This is a genomic window from Streptomyces glaucescens (genome assembly GCF_002154375.1).
GTDB lineage: Bacteria > Actinomycetota > Actinomycetes > Streptomycetales > Streptomycetaceae > Streptomyces > Streptomyces glaucescens.
On record NZ_MUND01000468.1, the window covers coordinates 1 to 3667 of the forward strand.

5 protein-coding genes are annotated in these 3667 nt (G+C 71.4%); 4 read left to right on the plus strand and 1 reads right to left on the minus strand.

Going from position 1 to position 3667, the window contains the following annotated elements; all coding sequences use genetic code 11:
* The first annotated feature begins 157 nt into the window (after positions 1-157).
* The 4 genes from CCN42_RS28165 to CCN42_RS28180 all read left to right on the plus strand — a co-directional run bounded on the left by CCN42_RS28165 (position 158) and on the right by CCN42_RS28180 (position 3252).
* A complete protein-coding gene (locus tag CCN42_RS28165) occupies positions 158-1228 on the plus strand; it encodes a hypothetical protein (protein ID WP_086739813.1) in 1071 nt (356 codons plus the stop codon).
* 99 nt (positions 1229-1327) lie between these two features.
* On the plus strand, positions 1328-2119 hold the full coding sequence (locus CCN42_RS28170) for a mechanosensitive ion channel family protein (RefSeq protein ID WP_086739815.1): 792 nt from the start codon (positions 1328-1330) through the stop codon (positions 2117-2119).
* A gap of 127 nt (positions 2120-2246) precedes the next feature.
* Positions 2247-3095 (plus strand): helix-turn-helix domain-containing protein, encoded by an 849-nt coding sequence (locus CCN42_RS28175; RefSeq protein WP_086739817.1) that lies wholly within the window; start codon positions 2247-2249, stop codon positions 3093-3095.
* The gene (locus CCN42_RS28180) at positions 3055-3252 is read left to right on the plus strand and encodes a DUF397 domain-containing protein (protein WP_086739819.1); all 198 of its coding nucleotides are present in this window, start codon (positions 3055-3057) and stop codon (positions 3250-3252) included. The genes CCN42_RS28175 and CCN42_RS28180 overlap by 41 nt, the downstream gene beginning before the upstream one ends.
* On the opposite strand, the gene CCN42_RS28185 is transcribed toward CCN42_RS28180, so the two are convergent.
* A partial coding sequence (locus tag CCN42_RS28185) for a TIGR03943 family putative permease subunit (RefSeq protein ID WP_086739821.1) occupies positions 3234-3667 on the minus strand: 434 nt, incomplete at its 5' end. The two genes, CCN42_RS28180 and CCN42_RS28185, sit on opposite strands and share 19 nt — an antisense overlap.

Genomic DNA, 3667 nt, shown 5'->3' on the forward strand with positions numbered 1-3667 from the left:
CAGCCGCGGGCGCCTCGAGGACGACACGACGATGTTCGCGGTCCGGCGGGCCGACGGCGGCGGGCTTTGAGAGCGGCCCGCGCGGCCCCCCGGCCACCGGTTACGGTGCTTTGCGTACGTGATCGACAGTGCGCGTACGGAAACGACAGGGGGACCGATGCCCGGAACCGTGCTGATGCTCGCCGCCGCGCCCGTGGGCAGGGGCAGGCTGGTGGACGCCGCATCCGTACTTCCGGTGCTCGCGGCCGTCGACCCCGCCGTGCTGGCCGGCACCGACACCGCGAACGTCGTCGAACTCGCCGACCCCGTGGAACCCCAGGCCGTCCTCACCCGGCTGCGCGCCGCGTCCGCCGCCCCCGGCCCGCTCACCGTGTACGTCACCGGCCAGCTCCAGCTGGACAGACGCCAGCGCCTGCCCCACCTGGCCCTGGCCCGCACCACCCCGGCCACGGTCCGCTACACCGCCTTCCCCTGGCACTGGTTCCGCGAGGAGCTGCGCCTGCGCGCCCCCGGCACCACCACCCTCTTCCTCGACCTGCACACCGACGCCGACACCTGGGAGCTGCTGCGCACGACCCCTCTGGACACCGGCCGCACCACCGCCGTCTACGGCCGGATCGCGCCTCCGCCGGGCCGCCGCGGCACCCCCGCCGCGCCCACCTACATGAAGGCGCTCGCGACCATACTGCGCAGCGGCCACCGCCCCCCGCTCGGCCAGTTGCACGAACTGGCCCTGACCCGCACCGAGGAGACGGCCGGCCACCTCGTCCTCGCCGCGGCGCCCCCTTCGACACCGAACGACCCGCACGCCGCGATCACCGACGCCGTCCGGGCGGGCCGCCACAGCCACGCCGACGCCCTCGCCGCCCAGTGGGAGCAGGCCGCCGTACGGGACCACGGGCCCGGCTCGGAGGAGGCCCTGCACTGGGCGGAGGTCCGCGCCGACCTGGCCATGTTCGCCGGGGACCCGGCCCGCAGCTGCCGCACCTGGCTCGCGATCGCCGCGGCCCGGCTGGCCGCCGGGCAGCCCGCCGACGCACCCGCCGTCGAAGCGGCCGTCGACCGGGCCCACCACCAGTGGAGCGAGGTCACCGCGCCGGCCGCCGCCCGCGAACTGGGCACGGCCCTGGTCGGCCTGCGCGCGCAGGTGCCGGGCCGCCGGGCGGGGGCCCTGGAACACGTCCGGCGCCGGCTGCGACGACTGGAGCCGCAGACCGCCCAGGGCTGAGGCGCCGGGGCGTCACCCGGATGGCGGCACCGGGAGGGCCGAACGGGTCAGGGTGGCTTATCCACGGAGGAGGGGCCGTCACGACCGAAGGAAGTGAACATGGCCACCACCCTCACCACCCTGTCCGTGGAGTGGACCGAAGGCCTCGATGACGCCTGGTCCCGGATCGTCACCTTCGTGCCGAGGCTCATCGGCTTCCTGGTGATCCTGGCGATCGGCTGGGTCATCTCGAAGATGATCGCCCGCGTCCTGGACCGCGTCCTGCGCAGGACGGGCTCCGAACGCCTCGCCGAGCGCGCGGGCACGGCCCGCTATCTCAGCGACTCGGAATACGACCTGACGGCCATCGTGTGCCGCGTCGTCTACTACGCCCTGCTGCTGATCACCGTCCAGCTCGCCCTGGGGGTCTTCGGCACCACCCCCGTCAGCCGCATGATCGACGCCATCGTCGCCTGGCTGCCGCGCGCCCTCGTCGCCGTCGTCCTCGTCGTGGTCGCCATGGCCATCGCCAACGCGGTCCGCTCCCTCGTCACGAGCGCCCTCTCCGGCACGTCGTACGGCCGCACCGTGGGCACCATGGTCTGGGCGGGCATCGTCGCCCTCGGCGTGATCGCCGCACTCGGGCAGGCCGGCATCGCCACGGCCGTCACCCAGCCCGTCCTCTACGCCGCCCTCGCCACCGCCGCGGGCATCCTCGTCGTGGGCGTCGGCGGCGGCATGATCATGCCGATGCGGCAGCGCTGGGAGCGGTGGCTGAGCACCGCCGAGCGCGAGACCCAGCAGGCCCGCGGCGGTGCCTCCGCCTACCGGTCCGGCCGCGAGGACGCGATGCGCCACCAGCCCGCGCGGGAGCGCACGGACTATCCGGGGACCGGGTCCAGCGAGATGTGAGGTTCCACCGTAAGTGGGGTTTGGGAGTTTGATGGGGCTGCTTTGTCATGGTTTCCGTCACGGGACGGCTCGATCCGTTCTCTGTCGGCCTTCTGCTCTGCGCGACAGTCTGATTACGCTCGGCAACATGGTCCACATCCGTGAGCTCGACTCCAGCGCGTCCCCGCTCGACTACTACGGCTTCGAATTGCGGAGGAAGAGAGAGGAAGCAGGCCTCACGCAGAGGGAATTGGCGAACGTCGTGTTCTGCACGGGCTCGCTGATCGGCCAGATCGAGACAGCGAGGAAGGTTCCCCAGCGGGACCTGTCCGAGCGCCTGGACGTGGCACTGGGCACGGACGGGTTCTTCTCGCGACTCGTCGGGTTGGTGCTGCGCAGCCAACTGCCGTCGTGGTTCCAGCCCTACGCCGAGATGGAGGCGCAGGCGACGTACATCTCCACGTACCAGGCTCAGTTGATGTACGGGCTACTGCAGACGGAGGGGTACGCGCGGGCGTTGCTGGCGACGGGTGTGCAGGAGGGGCTCGATCAGCTGGTGGCTGCTCGTATGGAACGACAGCGCATCCTGGACCGGAAGCAACCGCCGATCACACTGGTGGTGTTGGACGAGGCGACGCTGCACCGCCCCATCGGCGGCCGGGAGATCATGCGTGAGCAGCTGGAGCACCTGCTGGCGCTCCAGCGGCATCGCTGGCTGCGGATTCAGGTGCTGCCCTTCTCGGCTGGTGAACACGCCAGTCTCGCCGGCTCGTTCAATGTGCTGCGCTTCTCGGATCACCCTGACATCGTCTACACCGAAGACGTGATCTCCGGCCATATGACGGCTGACCAGATCACAGTCAGGGAGGCGGCGCTCCGTTACGCTTCCTTGCAGGCTGCCGCCCTCTCCACAGAGGACTCGGCGGCACTGATCGCGGGGGTGATGGAGGAGCGCTATGGGGACGAGCCAGGAACTGATCAACGCGCGGTGGCGTAAGTCGTCGTACAGCGGAAACACCGGCGGTGATTGCGTCGAGGTCGCCGACCTCACCCCCCACATAGCCGTCCGTGACTCCAAGAACGCCGAAGCCGGAGTCCTCACGGTCGCGCCGGAGGCGTTCGCCGCCTTCGTCGCTCACGTTCGTTTCTCGTAGGGGTTCGCCGGTTGCCGTACCGTTCTCACGCTCCGCGCGTCGAGGACGGTACCGCCCGGCCGCCACGTGCCCGTCACCGTGACCCACGTGTCCGTCGGCGGGGCCTCGGACGTGCCCCGGATCTCCACCCTGCTGACCGTCGCGTCCGCGGCGCAGCAGGCGACGGCGAGGCGGGTGACGTACCAGGTGCCGTCGTCCTGGGTCACGAAGCCGGTGAGGCGGACCGTGCGGCCCTGAAGTGAGCGTTCGGTGTCGTAGACCGCGCGGGAGCTGAACTCGGCGAGGGTCAGGTCCAGGACCGGGTCCGACGGGAGCTTCGGGAAGGTGCCCATGCCCTGGGCCAGCCGCTGTTCCGCCTCCCGCTCCGCGCTGTAGGAGCCGAGGGCGGGCGGGGGGAAGAGGAGCAGGGCGAGGG